Here is a 13,078-nt window from a genome sequence, read left to right on the forward strand (position 1 = left end):
TTTGCTTTCTTGACTCTGGCGTCCCCTCTGCATAGCTTGCGCGCAACTCAAGGCCGGGAGAGGGCATGACCGATAGCGACGAGCGTGAGCGCCTGAAGGCACTCGAAGCACGCATCTCGCAGGTTCGGGCCAAGCATGACCCTAAACCGGTTGCGCAGGATCATCATTCCATGGCCCAAGTGGGCTGGCGCATGGTGATCGAACTTGTCACCGGCCTTTTTCTTGGGGCCGGCATCGGATACGGGCTGGACTGGCTGTTTGATACCATGCCGCTCTTTCTGGTGGTGTTTACAATACTGGGCTTCGCCGCCGGCGTGCAGACAATGCTGCGCTCGGCACGCGAACTGGCCGTGACGACCGATCAATCGACCCCGCCACAAGCGGGCGACCAGAAGAAGGACTAGACCTGTGGCAGAAGAAAGTGGCGGCCTTGTCATCAAGCCCATGGACCAGTTTCGGGTCGAAGCGCTCTTTGGGGGCGATATTGCGTGGTACACGCCGACCAATGTCACCTTGTGGATGGCGCTGACCGTTTTGGCTGCCACGGCGCTGATGGTGTTCGGTGCCCGCGGTCGCGCGCTGGTGCCCAGCCGCGCACAATCCGCCGCAGAGATGACCTATGGTTTCATATACAAGATGGTCGAGGATGTCGCTGGCCATGATGCCGTGCGCTTCTTTCCCTATATCTTCACGCTGTTCATGTTCGTTCTGTTCGCGAACCTTCTGGGCCTGATCCCCTTTGCCTTTACCACCACCTCGCATATTGCGGTTACGGCGGTTTTGGCCTTCGCGGTGTTCTTTACGGTCACGGCGCTGGGCTTCATCTTGCACGGCACCAAGTTTCTGAAACTGTTCTGGGTTGACAGCGCGCCCTTGGCGCTGCGTCCTGTGCTGGCGCTGATCGAGGTGATTTCCTACTGCGTGCGCCCAGTCAGCCATTCCATTCGTCTTGCCGGTGCGATGATGGCCGGGCACGCCGTGGCCAAGGTGTTTGCAAGCTTTGCAGCCGCGCTTGGCGCTTTCTTCTTCGTTCCGATCTTGGCCGTGACCGCGCTTTACGCGCTGGAACTGCTTGTGGCCGTCATTCAGGCCTATGTCTTCACCATTCTGACCTGCGTCTATCTGAAAGACGCATTGCATCCTGCGCATTAGGCGCGGCGCTCGGGTCCGGATAATCCATCTTGCCAATTCCAACTCAAGGAGAAACGACTATGGAAGGCGATATCGCAGAAATGGGTAAATACATCGGTGTTGGTCTGACCGCCATTGGTATGGGCGGCGCCGCAATCGGTGTGGGCAACATTGCAGGCAACTTCCTGTCGGGTGCTCTGCGCAACCCGTCGGCTGCTGCTGGTCAGACCGCTATGCTCTTCATCGGCATCGCGTTTGCAGAAGCTCTGGGGATCTTCTCGTTCCTCGTCGCTCTGCTGCTGATGTTCGCTGTCTAAGCACATCCCGACGTATCCTTACGGCTGGCGGGGCGCGCGCGTCCTGCCGGTGTTTTCCGGGGTTAGGGGGATGATATGGCAGAGACTGCTGCTTCGGGGCCGGGTATGCCCCAACTGGATATAACCACCTTCTCGAACCAGATCTTTTGGCTGGTCGTGGCTTTGGTGGTTCTGTATTACGTCATGTCCCGCGTGGCGCTGCCGCGTGTGGCCTCGGTTCTGGCCGATCGTCGTGGTGCCATTACCGCAGACATTGCCGCCGCCGAGGAATACAAGCAAAAAGCACTGGATGCCGAGGAAGCCTTCAAAAAGGCTGAAGCGGATGCACGCGCGGAAGCGCAGCGCATTGTCGAGGCCGCCAAGGCAGAAATGCAAGAAGCCTTGAACGCCCAGATCGCCAAGGCAGATGCAGAGATTGCTGCGAAATCCGCCGAGTCTGAAAAGCGTATCCGCGACATTACCGCCAACGCGGTAGAGATGGTGGGCGACGTTTCGAATGACGTGACCAAGGATATTGTTGCGGCGTTCGATATGAAGGCAGATGCACGCAGCGTGACTGCGGCCGTCAAAGCCCAGATGAAGGGGAATGCATGATGTTGCGTCTTGCCGCCATTGCCATGCTGCTGGCCAGCCCCGCGCTTGCTGCGGTCGAAGGCAAGCCCTTCTTCTCGCTGTATAATACCGACCTGATTGTCCTTGCGGCCTTTACCGTTTTCATCGGTATTTTGATCTATGCGAAGGTGCCCGGCAAGCTGGGCGATTTGCTGGACCAACGGTCTGCTACGATCAAGGCAGAGCTTGAAGAAGCCCGCCGCCTGCGTGAAGAAGCGCTGGAACTGCATGCCTCTTTCGAGCGCAAGCAGGCCGAGGTCAAGGCAGAGGCCGCGCGCATTGTGGAAAAGGCGAAAGCCGATGCGCAGCTTGCCGCAGAGCAAACCAAGGCAGAGATCGAGGCGTCAATTACGCGCCGCCTGAAAGCTGCAGAGGATCAGATCGCCTCTGCCGAAGCGGGTGCGATCCGTCAGGTGCGGGACAAGGCAACTGAAGTGGCGATTGCCGCTGCCGGAACCGTCATCGCCAAGAACATGGATGATGCACGCAGCGACGCGCTGATTGCCGATGCGATCAAGGCTGTGAACGAACGCCTGCACTAACTGGCGCAGCCCAAGAACAGCAAAAAACCCGGCTGCAAGGCCGGGTTTTTTCATAAGCTTTCTTGTGAGTGTTCGTAACGCAGTCGCGCAATGGCTTCGTTATGCTCGCTGCGTTTGAAGTCGTTCATGATCCTCTCGACAAAATCCAGATGCGCCGTGGCTGCCGCATGGGCCGCAACAGGGTCGCGGGCCTGAATGGCCGCGTTGATTGCCTTGTGCTGGGCCAGCAGGTCGCTGCGGGTGGCGCGCTGGCGAAAGATCATCTGGCGATTATAGAAAACACCTTTATGCAACAGGTCGAACATGGCGCGCATCATGTGCAGCATGATGATGTTATGCGACGCTTCCACGATTGACAGGTGAAATTCGGCGTCAAGCTGCGCTTCCTCGGTCGGATCACGTTTCTGATGCGCGGCTTCCATGCGCTGGTAGAGGGTGTTGATAACCGCCAAATCCGTATCCGACCCAAGCCGCGCGGCCCTCTCTGCCGACATTGCCTCCATGTCGCGGCGAAAGCTGATGTAATCGAACAATGCTTCATCATGTTCGGCAAACAAGCGCACCAACGAATCCGAAAATGCGCTGTCCAGCAATTCGGCTACGAACACGCCGGCCCCGGCGCGGCTTTCCAGCAACCCGCGGTCCTGCAATTCCGCCAAAGCGTCGCGCAGGCTGGGACGGGACACGCCCAACCGTTCGGCCAGAACACGCTCTGCGGGCAACCGCTCGCCCGGGCGCAGGACACCGCGCAACAAAAGCAGTTCAATCTGCCGCACGACCGATTGTGACAGCTTTTCGGGCTGGATGCGCTGAAATGGCAAGTTTCCTCCTTACCCCATCTATGCGGGGTTTTGGTAAAAAGATATGACCGAATATCGCCCGCCGCAATCAAAAAGGCTGACCGCAAGGATCAGCCTTTCGTGGCAAGCTACAGGTATCGCCTAGCTAGGCTGATACGGTCGGACGTAAATTTCAACCCGGCGGTTCTGCTGCCGCCCCGATGCGGTGCCATTATCGGCGACCGGCTGGGTCAGCCCGCGCCCTTCGGCGCGCACGCGCGAAGCAGCGACACCATTGTTGAACAACACCTGCGCCACGCTGGCCGCGCGCCGTTCCGACAGCCCCTGATTATAGCTGGCCGACCCGGTATTGTCGGTATGGCCCACCACACGCACATCGCTGCGCGGGTAGTCCACAAGGTTATTGGCAATCACGCGCAGGTCGCTTTGCAGATCGGGGCGCACGGTGGCGCTGTCGGTCGCAAACAGCAGGTCTTGCGGCAGGGTCAGGATCAGTTCCTGCCCGGTATTCTCGATATTCACGTCACCGCCCAGTTGGCGGCGCAGCTCTGCGGCCTGACGGTCCAGCCGTTGGCCAATCAGCGCACCGCCTGTGCCCCCGATCAGGGCGCCGGCCAAGGCCCGGTCGCCGCCGCCATCACCCGTCGCGGCACCTACGACGGCACCAACGGCCGCCCCGGTCAATGCGCCCGTAAATGTGCGGTTTTGCGGGTTATTGGGGTCGGGGGCGCAGGCACTTAGGGCCAGAACCGAAATTGCAAAAGGGGCGACGAGTCTCATGACACTCTCCTACTAACTGCCCGCGTGATACCATATTCTGGGCGCACCCACCATTGCGGCGCGCGCCGATACGCGGGGATTTGCCATCACGCTTGCGCGACAGCATCGGCCTGCGCGGCTTCCCAGCCCAGCATGGCGCGTTTGCGCGTCAGCCCCCAATGATACCCGCCAAGTGCTCCGCTGCCTTGCAGCACGCGGTGGCAGGGAATGACAAAACCCAGCGGGTTGCGCCCCACCGCCGTGCCCACCGCGCGCGCGGCACGTTCCGAACAGACGGTTTTTGCGACCTCGCCATAGCTGGTGACATGACCGGGCGGCACCTGCAACAAGGCTTCCCAGACCTTTATCTGAAAGGGCGTGCCGATCATGTGCAATTGCGCCGTTCCTTTGCGGGCAAAGGCCACATCAACATGTGGCGCGGCTGCCGCCGGATCGGCCCTATAGCGCGCTTTTGGCCAGCGTCGGGTCATGTCAGCCAGGGCCGACATGTCGTCGCAGTTTTCGGCAAAGGCCAGCCCGCACAGGCCGCGATCCGTTGCAAGCCCCAAGGCCGGTCCGAAGGGGCTGTCGAACCAGCCATAGTGTATCTCCAGACCCTCGCCGCGCTTGGCATAATCACCGGGGGTCATTCCTTCCCAGCGCAGGAACAGATCATGCAGCCGCGCTTGCCCGGACAGGCCAAGCTGCAAGGCGGTGTCGAACGTCGAAAACCGCGCCGCAAGCAACTGCCGTGCATGGCCCAGCGTCAGGTATTGCTGGTAGCGTTTGGGCGAAACCCCGGCCCAAGCACTGAACACCCGCTGAAAATGCGCGGCGCTCAGGCCAAGCTCTGCTGCCAGATCGTCCAGACTGCGCGCGGTGCCGCCCGGCGCGTCAATCAGCGCAATCGCCCGCGCGATCAGCTTGTAATGATAACTTTGGTCCATGGCGTGCCTTTCCTTGCCCAAGCCATAGCGCGCGCTGGAAAAATCTGCACCCCGAAAGCTGCGCATTGCACGTGCTTCACAAGTTCACTACAGCTTGCCGCAACCATGTGAGGAGGAGGGCCCCGCGTGAAACTTGGACTTGCCTGTCTTGTGCTGGGCTATCTGCTCAGCCAGTTCTATCGTGCGTTTCTGGCGGTTCTGGCCGGACCTTTGACGCAGGATCTGGCTGTGACCCCCGATGATCTGGCGCTGTCCTCTGGTCTGTGGTTCTTGGTCTTTGCCGCAGCGCAGATTCCGCTGGGCATGGCGCTGGACCAGATTGGTCCGCGCCGCACGACCGCGCTGATGCTGGGGCTTGGCGGGACCGGGGGCGCGGCCCTATTCGCCTTGGCGCAAAATGCCACGCATATCCATCTGGCGATGATGCTGCTGGGCGTGGGCTGCGCGCCGGTGCTGATGGCGTCCTATTACATCTTTGCGCGCAGCTTTGCCCCGGCGGTCTTTGCCACGCTGGCGGGGGCGGTCATTGGCCTTGGGTCACTGGGCAATATTCTGGGCGCATGGCCCTTGGCTTGGGCATCAGAGGTCTATGGCTGGCGCATGGCGCTGTGGGTCATGGCGGGGATCACGGCCTTGGTTGCCACGGTCTTGTGGGTGGTCATCCCCGACCCGCCCCGCGCCGAAGCGCCCCAAGGCACCAAAGCCCGCCTGCGCGACGTGCTGCGCATTCGTGCGCTGTGGTGGATGATGCCGCTTTTGTTCGTCAATTACGCGCCAGCGGCAGGGCTGCGCGGGTTGTGGGTTGGTCCCTATATGACCGATACTTTCGGGGCCGATGCCAATCTTGTCGGGCAGGCAACGCTGGTCATGGCGTTTGCCATGATCGCAGGCAATTTTGCCTATGGCCCGCTGGACCGGCTGTTTGGCACGCGCAAATGGGTTATACTTGGTGGCAACTTGTTGGGGGCGGCGGCACTTGCAGTGCTGGCCATCGCGCCTGCCCTTGGGTTCTGGCCCAGTGCCATGTTGCTGGCGGCGGTGGGGTTCTTTGGCGCGTCTTTTCCCATGCTCATGGCGCATGGCCGCAGCTTCATCCCCGCGCATCTGACGGGGCGGGGGGTGACGCTGATAAACCTGTTCTCCATTGGCGGGGTCGGGTTGTTGCAGGTGGCCAGCGGGCATCTGCACCGAATGGGCGACGGGTCTTACAGCTTGCTGTTCGGGTTCTTCGCGCTGCTGCTTTTGGCGGGCTGCGCGGTCTACTTGTTCGCCACGGACCGGACGGATTAACCGCCCAGAACCGTGCCCGGCGCAAAGCGGTGACCGTTCAGGAAGGCTTCGGCGTCGCTCGCGCGCTTGCCTTCGCGCTGTACGGTCAATACTTGCACGGCCCCGGTGCCGCAGGCAATGGTCAACCCGTCCAGCACTTCGCCGGGCGCGCCATTGCCCGCGACAGCGCGGGCATCCAGCAGCTTCAGCCGCCCCGCTGGGCTGTCGCACCACGCGCCCGGAAAGGGAGAGAGCGCCCTGATCTGCCGCGCCACACCCTCTGCGGGCTGCGCCCAGTCAATCCGCGCTTCGGATTTGTCGATTTTCTCGGCATAGGTCACGCCGACCGTGGGTTGTGGGTGCGGCACAAGGCTATTCAACTGCGACAGCGCCTGCATGATCAACCGCGCGCCCATGTCGGACAGGCGGTCATGCAGGCGCGCGGTGGTGTCGCGCTCAGTAATTGGTGTGGCCTCGCGCAGCAGAACGGGGCCAGTATCCAGCCCCGCGTCCATCTGCATGATGCATACACCCGTTTCCGCGTCCCCTGCCATGATCGCGCGGTGAATGGGGGCAGCCCCTCGCCAGCGCGGCAAAAGGCTGGCATGGATATTCAGACAGCCAAAGCGCGGCGCATCCAGCACCGCTTGCGGCAGGATCAGCCCATAGGCCACAACCACAGCGACATCGGCATTCAGCGCTGCGAACGCGGCCTGCGCCTCGGCCTCTTTCAGGCTGACCGGGTGGCGCACCAGTAGCCCCAGCGCTTCGGCGCGCGCCTGCACTGGCGACGGGCGGTCCTTCTTGCCACGACCAGCGGGGCGGGGCGGCTGGGTATAGACGCAGCCCACCTCATGCGCAGCATGGATGGCATCCAGCGCGGGAACCGAGAAATCCGGCGTACCCATGAAGACAACTCGCATCGCATCCCCCTTCATCTTGCCAAAATACTCCGGGGAGCGTGAGGGGCTGGCCCCTCACTGGCACCACGGCAGCTTAACGCTGTTTCCCCGCGCGGCGCAGCAACATGTCGCGCTTTACCCGGCTAAGTCGGTCGAAGAACATGCGCCCGTCCAGATGGTCGATCTGGTGTTGCACGCTGGTCGCCCATAGCCCGACCATCTCGCGCTCTTCCAGCGCACCGGCCTCATTCAGAAACCGGACTGTGACGGCGCGGGGCCGCTCGACCCGCGCATGCACGCCGGGCAGGTTTGGGCTGGCTTCGTCATGCGCGCGCAGCACGGCGCTTGCGTGCAGAATCTCTGGGTTCGCCATGCGTAAGGCCTGACCGCGTGCTTCGGACGCGTCCACCACCGCCAGCCGCAGCCCCACGCCAATTTGCGGCGCGGCAAGGCCCACCCCCGGCATGGCTTCCATCGTGTCGATCATATCGTCCCAGATGGTGCGAATCTCATCCGTGATCGCATCTACCGGGGCGGCCTTGCGGCGCAGCACCGGGTCGGGCCAAGGCAGGCAACGGCGAACCGTCACGCGCGGGCCTTTTCGCGCTTTAGCTTGACCATTTTGCGGGTAATCATCTGCCGCTTGATCGCACCCAGATGGTCGATGAACAGCTTGCCGTTCAGATGGTCCAACTCATGCTGCGCGCAGGTGGCCCATAGCCCGTCGAACTCAACCTCGTGCAGTTTGCCATCCAGCCCCAGCCAGCGCATTGTCACCAGCTTAGGACGGGTGACTTCGCCATATTGCTCTGGAATGGACAGGCAGCCTTCCTCGTAGGTGTTCATCTCGTCCGACTTGGCGATGATCTCGGGGTTGATCAACACCATCGGGTGCTTTTCGGCATCGTCCTCTTTCGCGCAATCCATGACGAAAATACGCTTCAAGACCCCGATTTGGGGGGCAGCCAGGCCCACGCCCGGCGCGTCATACATCGTTTCCAGCATATCCTCGGCCAGTTTGCCGATATCGGCAGTCACCTCGGACACCGGGTCGCACAGCTTTTTCAGCCGCGGGTCGGGATGGATCAGGATGGGTCGAATGCTCATGGAAAGGGATTTATCGCGCGCGGGCGGGCGGGGCAAGGGTTTGGCTGCGTGTAACCTTGACGTTACCTGTCGAATCGCCCTATGTTACCTTTAGGTTACTTAAACGCGGAGGAAAACGCATGTCCCGGAATCCTGTCGCCTTTGTCCGAATGCTGACCATGGCCAGCGCGGTGGTGCTGATCGTTGTCTCGCTTGCCGCCATCTTCGCCGGCGTCGGCCCATCGGGGCAGACTTGGGCATGGATCATCGGGGGCACGATGTTCGCGCTGTCTGTCTTGTCCTTGGTCGTGAACATGGCTTTCCCGGGCCAATCTGACTGCGCATGGGATGAGATGAACCTCGCGGCGCATCGCGCCAGCCTTGTCTTTGGCTATTGGGCCGCGCTTGCCGCTTTCCTGCTGATGCTAAGCCTTGTCCTGACAGGGTGGCTAGAGGCGCAGGCCGCGTTCTACTGGATGGGGCCGGTTCTAGGCATTGCGCCCGCGCTGCATTTCCTAGCGTCCATCCTGCGTGGCCGCGCAGATTGAGCCGCCCGCTTTGGAACAGTGGGAAAATGGTCCTGATCCGCAGCTTCTGCCATATCGAAGCCAGAGGATTTGCAGTGGCGCCGCACCAAGCGGCGTATCACATGGTCATGTGGTGACAGGGACGCGGTGCCGATGAGTGACGACGCGCTTTATAACCGCCTGAAAGTGCTGCGCGCACAGCGCGGGCTGACGCAGGGCGAACTGGCCCTTGCCGTGGGCGTCAGCCGCAAGACGATCAATACCGTTGAAAACCGGGTGTTCATCCCCTCGACCATTCTGGCGTTGAAATTGGCGCGGGCACTGGACTGCCCCGTGTCAGAGCTTTTCGCGCTTGACCCTTTCGGGCCGCCCAAGGACAGTGCCGAAAACGGAGGGTAATCCATGACTTTCGACGAGATCATCGACCGGCGCGGCACGCATTGTTCCAAATGGGATATGATGCAGCCGCTTTACGGCGTGTCCCCGGATGACGGCTTGGCGATGTGGGTCGCGGATATGGATTTCCGCCCGCCCCAAGCGGTGCAAGACGTGCTGCAAGCCATGCTGGACCACGGGGTCTATGGCTATTACGGCGATGACAGCGCTTACCGGTCCGCGATCTGCTGGTGGATGGAGCACCGCCATGGCTGGCAGGTGGACCCTGCGCATATCTCGACCACGCATGGGTTGGTCAATGCGGTGGGTCTGTGCCTGCACACATGGACCGCACCGGGCGATGGGGTGATGCTGTTCACGCCGGTGTATCACGCCTTCGCGCGGGTCATCCATGCAGCCGGGCGGCGGGTTGTCGAATGCCCCATGGCCGAAGCTGACGGGCTGTACCAGATGGATATGGACGCCGCCGAGGCGCTGGTCGATGACAGCACCCGCATGGTCATCCTATGCTCGCCGCATAACCCCGGTGGGCGGGTCTGGTCGGTGGAAGAACTGCGCGCGGTGGCCGCGTTTTGCGCGCGGCATGATCTGCTTCTGATCTCGGACGAGATTCATCATGATCTGGTCATGCCCGGCCATACGCACACGGTCATGCCCTTGGCCGCGCCAGAGCATATGGACCGGGTGGTTATGCTGACCGCCCCGTCCAAGACATTCAACATTGCAGGCACGCATTGCGGGCAGGTCATTATCCCCGATGACCGGTTGCGCGCGCAATTCGCCGCCACGCTTGGCGCTATGGGCATTTCTGGCAACAGCTTTGGCTTTCATGCCGTGACCGCCGCCTATTCGCCGCAAGGGGCGCAATGGGTCGATGCGCTGGTCGCCTATCTGGATGAAAATCGCCGCCTGTTCGACGCGGGCGTGAACGCCATTCCCGGTCTGCGGTCCATGCCGTTGCAATCGACCTACCTAGCTTGGGTGGATTTTTCCGGCACAGGCATGGACATGGCAGAGTTCACAACACGGGTGGAACGCGACGCGAAGATCGTCGCCAACCATGGGCCGACATTCGGCACCGGTGGCGCGAATTACCTGCGCTTCAACCTTGGCGCGCCGCGTTCGGTGATGACCGATGCCGTGGCGCGGCTGCAACGCGCCTTTGGCGATCTGCAATGAAACGGGGCCGCAAGGCCCGGCCTCAGTCACCTTACCCCATCAACTGACCCGATTCCGGCACCCAACGGAATTCGGCACCGTCGCGGCCAGCATCCACATACCCCACAGCCGGAAAGGGCATGTGATAGCCGATGGCCGGAACCCGGTCGGCGGCGATCATACCCAGCACGCGGCGGCGGCTTTCGGCGGCCTGCGCCTTGTCGGCGTCAAAGCGCACTTCCCAATCGGGGCGCGCCAGCGACCAGACGGGGTGGTTGGCAAGGTCCGCGAAAATGACCAGCCCCGCCCCGTCGCTGTCCAGCCGGTAAACCATATGCCCCGGCGTGTGCCCAAAGGCCGCCATACCGGTAATGCCCGTCACCACGTCATCGCCATCGCCGATGAAGGTCATCATCTCGGCCATGGGGCGCACATTGGCGTCAAAGCCTTCGTTGCCCGCGGCGGCCCAATGGTCGAATTCCGCCTGCCCGGTGACGTAGCGCGCATTGGGGAAGGTCGCGGCCCCATCTGTCATCATGCCGCCAATGTGGTCGCCATGCATATGCGTCAGCACCACGATGTCGATCTGGTCGGGCGTGTAGCCCGCACTTGCCAGCGCTTCGGTCATTGCAGGACCGTTCAGGCCGGTGTCGAACAGCACCAGTTGGGACCCGGTATTGACCACGGTGGGCGTGAAGAAGAACTGCGACACATCCGTAGACAGGAAATTCGCGCGGCTGACCTCGGCAAATTCCTCTGCCGAGGCGTCCATCCCGAAAATCCCTTGCGGGTTTTCGCGCGGGGTGGTGCCGGCCAGAATGGTGGTCACCTCGAACCCGCCGATCATGAAGCGGCGGTGGCGTGCAAAACTTGCGCCCATCATCGGGGCTTCGGCAAGCGCGGCGCGAGGGGCGGCCAAGCCGGCCAAGGGCAGCGCGGCCCCTGCGGCCATAAGGGTGCGGCGGGTAAGCTTTGTCATGTCGTCTCCTCCAAAGGTGGGTAGCTTTGCGCCAAGACATAACGCCGCATGGCAAAAGTCCTGTCACGCTCGCGTGATGCGTTGGTCGCGCCAAGAGCCTGAAGTTTCCGGCTTACGGGGCATGGGCGCGGGTGCTATGCAAAACCGCACAGCAAGGGGGACCGCATGTTCCAGCCGCAGATGTTTCACGAAACCCGGCCAGAGGTGATGCATGACCTGATGCGCGCGCACCCGTTCGCGGCGTTGGTCACAGATGCTTTGGGCCAGATCACCGCCGATCATGTGCCTTTGGTGCTGCATCCCAAGGCAGGCGAGTATGGCGCGCTGCATGGTCATATCGCCCATGGCAACCCGTTATTTCGTATTACGACCGGGCCAATTTCGGCAATGGCAATCTTTCAGGGGCCGCAGGGCTATGTCACGCCGTCTTGGTATCCGTCCAAGCGCGAACACGGCAAGGTGGTGCCAACATGGAACTACGTCATCGTCCATGCGCGCGGCATCTTGCGGTTCCAACAAGACCCGGATTGGCTGATGCAGCATTTGCACGACCTGACACACGCCCATGAAAGCCATCGTCCGGTGCCGTGGCAGGTCTCTGATGCGCCGGCAGAGTTCATGCAGCGGCAATTGCGCGGGCTGGTCGGGTTCGAGTTGACGATCACAGAGCTGTCGGGCGTCTGGAAGGTTAGCCAGAACAAGACAGAGGCAGACCTTGCAGGCGTGCGCGACGGGCTAAATGCCGAAGGGCGGGCCGACCTGTCGCAACTTGTGGCCGACCGCGCGCGCGACCAGTGAAAGGGACTACGCCATGCCAACCTTGCTGTCCGTCAACCTGAACGTGGCCGCTTTGCTGCGCAACCGGCGCGATCACCCATGGCCCAGCGTTGTGGGTTTGGGCCGCATCGCGCTGGCCGCCGGGGCGGCAGGGCTGACCGTGCATCCCCGCCCGGACGAACGCCACACCCGCGCGAGCGACGTGCAGGATCTGCGCGCATTGATCGACAGCGAATTCCCCGACCGCGAATTGAACGTTGAAGGCTACCCCGACGCCCGGTTTCTGGACCTTGCCGCCACCGTGCGCGCGGAGCAGGTTACGCTTGTGCCTGACGACCCCGCGCAGGCAACCAGCGACCACGGCTGGGATTTTGCCAAGGATGGCGTTTGGCTAGCCGATATTGTGGGCGGACTGAAGGCACGCCGCCAACGCGTGTCGCTGTTTGCCGACCCCGATGCCCGCCAGATGGAAGCTGCCGCCGCGACCGGAACCCACCGGGTAGAGCTTTACACCGGCCCATACGGTGCTGCGCATTCCGACCCGGCGGCGTGTGAGCGCGCCCTGACCGATCTGGCCCAAGCCGCAACTGAAGCCACGCTGCTGGGCTTGGCGGTCAATGCGGGCCATGATCTGACGGTGCCGAATTTGGCTGTCTTAGTGGCGCATGTGCCGCAGATTGCAGAGGTCTCTATCGGACATGCGCTGTTTTGTGATGCGCTGACCTATGGGATGGACGCCACCGTGCGGCGCTATCTTGCGGCCTGCAACGGCACAGCGCCCGATCAAACCTAGCGCCTGCACAAGGCCTGCGCATTCGTGCAGGTTGGCCTCGGCCTCTTTGCGCCTTAGCTGTCAGGAAGCAGGAAAAGGAGGAA

General features: G+C 62.1%; 18 protein-coding genes. 11 read left to right on the plus strand and 7 right to left on the minus strand.

Annotation, left to right across the window (positions count from 1 at the left end):
• The first annotated feature begins 65 nt into the window (after positions 1–65).
• From AWT76_RS01450 to AWT76_RS01470, 5 genes are all read left to right on the plus strand, one after another.
• Positions 66–404 (plus strand): AtpZ/AtpI family protein, encoded by a 339-nt coding sequence (locus AWT76_RS01450; protein WP_072244390.1) that lies wholly within the window; start codon positions 66–68, stop codon positions 402–404.
• Positions 405–444: 40 nt separating this feature from the next.
• Positions 445–1,152 carry a F0F1 ATP synthase subunit A gene (locus tag AWT76_RS01455; RefSeq protein WP_082700070.1) on the plus strand — a complete coding sequence of 236 codons (708 nt, stop codon included), beginning with the start codon at positions 445–447 and terminating at the stop codon, positions 1,150–1,152.
• 59 nt (positions 1,153–1,211) lie between these two features.
• Entirely contained in the window at positions 1,212–1,448 is a 237-nt protein-coding gene (locus AWT76_RS01460; RefSeq protein ID WP_071470100.1) for a F0F1 ATP synthase subunit C, read from the plus strand.
• Between the two features lie 75 nt (positions 1,449–1,523).
• A complete protein-coding gene (locus tag AWT76_RS01465; protein ID WP_072244392.1) occupies positions 1,524–2,042 on the plus strand; it encodes a F0F1 ATP synthase subunit B' in 519 nt (172 codons plus the stop codon).
• Positions 2,042–2,602 (plus strand): F0F1 ATP synthase subunit B family protein, encoded by a 561-nt coding sequence (locus tag AWT76_RS01470; protein WP_072244704.1) that lies wholly within the window; start codon positions 2,042–2,044, stop codon positions 2,600–2,602. The genes AWT76_RS01465 and AWT76_RS01470 overlap by 1 nt, the downstream gene beginning before the upstream one ends.
• Before the next feature lie 50 nt (positions 2,603–2,652).
• On the opposite strand, the gene AWT76_RS01475 is transcribed toward AWT76_RS01470, so the two are convergent.
• The 3 genes from AWT76_RS01475 to AWT76_RS01485 form a co-directional block, all read right to left on the minus strand.
• Positions 2,653–3,423: a FadR/GntR family transcriptional regulator gene (locus tag AWT76_RS01475; protein WP_072244393.1), complete on the minus strand. Its 771-nt coding sequence runs from the start codon at positions 3,421–3,423 to the stop codon at positions 2,653–2,655.
• Between the two features lie 120 nt (positions 3,424–3,543).
• Complete coding sequence (locus AWT76_RS01480; RefSeq protein WP_072244394.1) at positions 3,544–4,182, minus strand: YiaD family glycine zipper/OmpA-like lipoprotein; 639 nt, start codon at positions 4,180–4,182, stop codon at positions 3,544–3,546.
• A gap of 86 nt (positions 4,183–4,268) precedes the next feature.
• The gene (locus AWT76_RS01485) at positions 4,269–5,108 is read right to left on the minus strand and encodes a methylated-DNA--[protein]-cysteine S-methyltransferase (protein WP_072244706.1); all 840 of its coding nucleotides are present in this window, start codon (positions 5,106–5,108) and stop codon (positions 4,269–4,271) included.
• A 126-nt stretch (positions 5,109–5,234) separates the two neighbouring features.
• On the opposite strand from AWT76_RS01485, the gene AWT76_RS01490 reads away from it, so the two are divergent.
• On the plus strand, positions 5,235–6,398 hold the full coding sequence (locus tag AWT76_RS01490; protein ID WP_072244395.1) for an MFS transporter: 1,164 nt from the start codon (positions 5,235–5,237) through the stop codon (positions 6,396–6,398).
• Here the strand turns inward: AWT76_RS01490 and fmt are convergent.
• The 3 genes from fmt to def (AWT76_RS01505) all read right to left on the minus strand — a co-directional run bounded on the left by fmt (position 6,395) and on the right by def (AWT76_RS01505) (position 8,386).
• Complete coding sequence (fmt, locus tag AWT76_RS01495) at positions 6,395–7,300, minus strand: methionyl-tRNA formyltransferase (protein ID WP_072244396.1); 906 nt, start codon at positions 7,298–7,300, stop codon at positions 6,395–6,397. The genes AWT76_RS01490 and fmt overlap by 4 nt on opposite strands.
• Positions 7,301–7,373: 73 nt before the next feature.
• Positions 7,374–7,868: a peptide deformylase gene (gene def, locus AWT76_RS01500; RefSeq protein ID WP_072244397.1), complete on the minus strand. Its 495-nt coding sequence runs from the start codon at positions 7,866–7,868 to the stop codon at positions 7,374–7,376.
• A complete protein-coding gene (def, locus tag AWT76_RS01505; RefSeq protein ID WP_072244398.1) occupies positions 7,865–8,386 on the minus strand; it encodes a peptide deformylase in 522 nt (173 codons plus the stop codon). The genes def (AWT76_RS01500) and def (AWT76_RS01505) overlap by 4 nt, the downstream gene beginning before the upstream one ends.
• Before the next feature lie 119 nt (positions 8,387–8,505).
• On the opposite strand from def (AWT76_RS01505), the gene AWT76_RS01510 reads away from it, so the two are divergent.
• The 3 genes from AWT76_RS01510 to AWT76_RS01520 all read left to right on the plus strand — a co-directional run bounded on the left by AWT76_RS01510 (position 8,506) and on the right by AWT76_RS01520 (position 10,467).
• Positions 8,506–8,913, plus strand: coding sequence for a hypothetical protein (locus AWT76_RS01510; protein ID WP_141655838.1), 408 nt, complete (start codon positions 8,506–8,508; stop codon positions 8,911–8,913).
• Between the two features lie 132 nt (positions 8,914–9,045).
• Positions 9,046–9,291 carry a helix-turn-helix transcriptional regulator gene (locus AWT76_RS01515; RefSeq protein WP_072244400.1) on the plus strand — a complete coding sequence of 82 codons (246 nt, stop codon included), beginning with the start codon at positions 9,046–9,048 and terminating at the stop codon, positions 9,289–9,291.
• A gap of 3 nt (positions 9,292–9,294) precedes the next feature.
• The gene (locus AWT76_RS01520; RefSeq protein ID WP_072244401.1) at positions 9,295–10,467 is read left to right on the plus strand and encodes a MalY/PatB family protein; all 1,173 of its coding nucleotides are present in this window, start codon (positions 9,295–9,297) and stop codon (positions 10,465–10,467) included.
• 31 nt (positions 10,468–10,498) lie between these two features.
• On the opposite strand, the gene AWT76_RS01525 is transcribed toward AWT76_RS01520, so the two are convergent.
• On the minus strand, positions 10,499–11,425 hold the full coding sequence (locus AWT76_RS01525; RefSeq protein ID WP_072244402.1) for an MBL fold metallo-hydrolase: 927 nt from the start codon (positions 11,423–11,425) through the stop codon (positions 10,499–10,501).
• 165 nt (positions 11,426–11,590) lie between these two features.
• Between AWT76_RS01525 and AWT76_RS01530 the strand changes: the two genes are divergently transcribed.
• Entirely contained in the window at positions 11,591–12,223 is a 633-nt protein-coding gene (locus AWT76_RS01530) for an FMN-binding negative transcriptional regulator (protein ID WP_072244403.1), read from the plus strand.
• A gap of 13 nt (positions 12,224–12,236) precedes the next feature.
• Entirely contained in the window at positions 12,237–12,995 is a 759-nt protein-coding gene (locus tag AWT76_RS01535) for a pyridoxine 5'-phosphate synthase (protein ID WP_072244404.1), read from the plus strand.
• Positions 12,996–13,078: the final 83 nt, after the last annotated feature.

Origin of the sequence: Roseibaca calidilacus, from assembly GCF_001517585.1 — a bacterium.
Classification (GTDB): domain Bacteria; phylum Pseudomonadota; class Alphaproteobacteria; order Rhodobacterales; family Rhodobacteraceae; genus Roseinatronobacter; species Roseinatronobacter calidilacus.

What these genes read in the sequence shown, in the direction of transcription:
- AWT76_RS01535 (WP_072244404.1), top strand. Translation starts at nt 12,237, where the DNA reads ATGCCAACCTTGCTGTCCGTCAACCTGAACGTGGCCGCTTTGCTGCGC.
- AWT76_RS01510 (WP_141655838.1), top strand. Translation starts at nt 8,506, where the DNA reads ATGTCCCGGAATCCTGTCGCCTTTGTCCGAATGCTGACCATGGCCAGC.
- AWT76_RS01515 (WP_072244400.1), top strand. Translation starts at nt 9,046, where the DNA reads ATGAGTGACGACGCGCTTTATAACCGCCTGAAAGTGCTGCGCGCACAG.
- AWT76_RS01460 (WP_071470100.1), top strand. Translation starts at nt 1,212, where the DNA reads ATGGAAGGCGATATCGCAGAAATGGGTAAATACATCGGTGTTGGTCTG.
- AWT76_RS01470 (WP_072244704.1), top strand. Translation starts at nt 2,042, where the DNA reads ATGTTGCGTCTTGCCGCCATTGCCATGCTGCTGGCCAGCCCCGCGCTT.
- AWT76_RS01465 (WP_072244392.1), top strand. Translation starts at nt 1,524, where the DNA reads ATGGCAGAGACTGCTGCTTCGGGGCCGGGTATGCCCCAACTGGATATA.
- AWT76_RS01450 (WP_072244390.1), top strand. Translation starts at nt 66, where the DNA reads ATGACCGATAGCGACGAGCGTGAGCGCCTGAAGGCACTCGAAGCACGC.
- AWT76_RS01525 (WP_072244402.1), bottom strand. Translation starts at nt 11,425, where the DNA reads ATGACAAAGCTTACCCGCCGCACCCTTATGGCCGCAGGGGCCGCGCTG.
- AWT76_RS01455 (WP_082700070.1), top strand. Translation starts at nt 445, where the DNA reads ATGGACCAGTTTCGGGTCGAAGCGCTCTTTGGGGGCGATATTGCGTGG.
- AWT76_RS01480 (WP_072244394.1), bottom strand. Translation starts at nt 4,182, where the DNA reads ATGAGACTCGTCGCCCCTTTTGCAATTTCGGTTCTGGCCCTAAGTGCC.
- fmt (WP_072244396.1), bottom strand. Translation starts at nt 7,300, where the DNA reads ATGCGAGTTGTCTTCATGGGTACGCCGGATTTCTCGGTTCCCGCGCTG.
- AWT76_RS01530 (WP_072244403.1), top strand. Translation starts at nt 11,591, where the DNA reads ATGTTCCAGCCGCAGATGTTTCACGAAACCCGGCCAGAGGTGATGCAT.
- AWT76_RS01520 (WP_072244401.1), top strand. Translation starts at nt 9,295, where the DNA reads ATGACTTTCGACGAGATCATCGACCGGCGCGGCACGCATTGTTCCAAA.
- AWT76_RS01485 (WP_072244706.1), bottom strand. Translation starts at nt 5,108, where the DNA reads ATGGACCAAAGTTATCATTACAAGCTGATCGCGCGGGCGATTGCGCTG.
- def (WP_072244398.1), bottom strand. Translation starts at nt 8,386, where the DNA reads ATGAGCATTCGACCCATCCTGATCCATCCCGACCCGCGGCTGAAAAAG.